Annotated in this window: 2 protein-coding genes; both read left to right on the top strand. The window is 69.9% G+C overall.

Annotated features, from left to right (window positions below; translation table 11 throughout):
* Positions 1-98: 98 nt before the first annotated feature.
* Positions 99-983 carry a YicC/YloC family endoribonuclease gene (locus OCL97_RS22555; RefSeq protein ID WP_377371940.1) on the top strand — a complete coding sequence of 295 codons (885 nt, stop codon included), beginning with the start codon at positions 99-101 and terminating at the stop codon, positions 981-983.
* Between the two features lie 6 nt (positions 984-989).
* A complete protein-coding gene (gene gmk, locus OCL97_RS22550) occupies positions 990-1643 on the top strand; it encodes a guanylate kinase (RefSeq protein WP_377371939.1) in 654 nt (217 codons plus the stop codon).
* Positions 1644-1746 lie beyond the last annotated feature (103 nt).

Genomic DNA, 1746 nt, shown 5'->3' with positions numbered 1-1746 from the left:
CGTTTTGCCGATCGCGGAGCGTGACCCCTCATCCGACCGGTCTCCGACCGGCCACCTTCTCCCGCAAGGGGAGAAGGATACTGGGTTGGAGGTTCCTGATGCCCCTCTCCGGCATGACGGGATTTGGCCGCGCGGAGGCGGCGTGCGGCGACTGGAGCTGGTCGGTGGAGGCGCGCTCGGTGAACGGGCGCAACCTGGAGATCCGCTATCGCGGCATTCCCGGGTTCGACGCCCTGGACCGGACGGCCCGTGAGGCGGCGCAGGCGCGTTTCCAGCGGGGCAATGTCACCATCGGGGTGACCGGCAAGCGGACCGATTCCGGCGGCAAGGTCACCATCAATCTGGAGCAGGTCGAACGCTACCTGGCGGTGGGCGCGCAGCTGGTGGCCGATGGGCGGGCGACGACGCCGAGCCTGGACGGCCTGCTGGCCTTGCGCGGCGTGATCGAGGCCGGGGAGACCGCCGACGATCCCGAGACCCTGGCGGCGGTGGAGGCGGCCATGGCGGCCAGCCTGAACGCCGCCCTCGACGCCCTGCTGGCCAACCGGCGGGAGGAGGGCGCGGCGCTGGCCGTCGTGCTGGCCGGCCAGATCGACCGGGTCGCGGTCCTGGTGACCCAGGCGGAGACCGAGGCCGCCGGGCAGTCGGCCGCCATCAAGGAGCGCTTCGAGCGGCGGATGAATGAGCTGGCGCCCGACACCCCCGGCATCGCCGATCGCATCGTGGTGGAGGCCGCCGCGCTCGCCGTAAAGGCCGATGTGCGCGAGGAGCTCGACCGGCTGGCCGGGCATGTGGACGCCGCGCGGTCGCTGATGGCCGGCGAGGGCCCGGCCGGACGGCGGCTGGACTTCCTGACCCAGGAATTCATGCGCGAGGCCAACACCCTGTGCTCCAAGTCGGCCCTGCCGGGCCTGACCACCGTGGGCCTGGAGTTGAAGGCGACCATCGAGCAGTTCCGCGAACAGGTGCAGAATGTGGAATAGCCCGCGATGACCGACGACCACGCCAAACCCTGGGAAACCACCCGCCGCGGCCTGCTGCTGCTGGTGTCGAGCCCGGCCGGGGCGGGCAAGACCTCGCTGTCACGCCGCCTGGTGGCCGACCACGGCGACATGACCCTGTCGATCTCGGCCACCACCCGCGACGCGCGGCCGGGCGAGGAGGAGGGGCGGGAGTACTTCTTCATCGACCGCGCCCGGTTCGAGACCCTGATCTCCGAGGGCCACTTCCTGGAATGGGCCGAGGTGAACGGCAACCTCTATGGCACCCCCAAGGGGGCGGTGATGGCCGCCCTGGACGAGGGCAAGGACGTGCTGTTCGACATCGACTGGCAGGGCGCCAAGCAGATCGCCGAGGCCGCGCCGGACGACAGCGTGCGGGTGTTCATCCTGCCGCCGTCCTGGGAGGACCTCTCGCGCCGGCTGCATGCGCGGCAGCAGGACTCAGAGACGGTGATCCACCAGCGCCTGGAACTGGGCAAGGACGAGATCGCCCACTGGGGCGCCTATGACTACGTGATCGTGAACAAGAACTTCGACCGGGCCTATTCGGATTTGATCCACATCTACCGGGCCGAGCGGCTGAAGCCGGGGCGGAACATCTGGCTGCCCGGGTTTGTCGAGGGGTTGTTGGCGGAGGGGTAGGGGGCGGGTGTGGCCTGCCTATTCGCCCCAAGCCCGCTCATCCCGGCGAAGGCCGGGATGTGGATTCTCGTTCGAAGTGCAACACCCTGGAGAAGGCCTCGGC

Source organism: Phenylobacterium ferrooxidans (assembly GCF_042714595.1).
Taxonomy (GTDB): domain Bacteria; phylum Pseudomonadota; class Alphaproteobacteria; order Caulobacterales; family Caulobacteraceae; genus Phenylobacterium; species Phenylobacterium ferrooxidans.
This window is presented reverse-complemented; position numbering and strand designations above follow the sequence as displayed.

Bases quoted from the DNA above. Each gene is read 5' to 3' on its own strand.
- gmk (WP_377371939.1), top strand. From the start codon at position 990: ATGACCGACGACCACGCCAAACCCTGGGAAACCACCCGCCGCGGCCTG.
- OCL97_RS22555 (WP_377371940.1), top strand. From the start codon at position 99: ATGCCCCTCTCCGGCATGACGGGATTTGGCCGCGCGGAGGCGGCGTGC.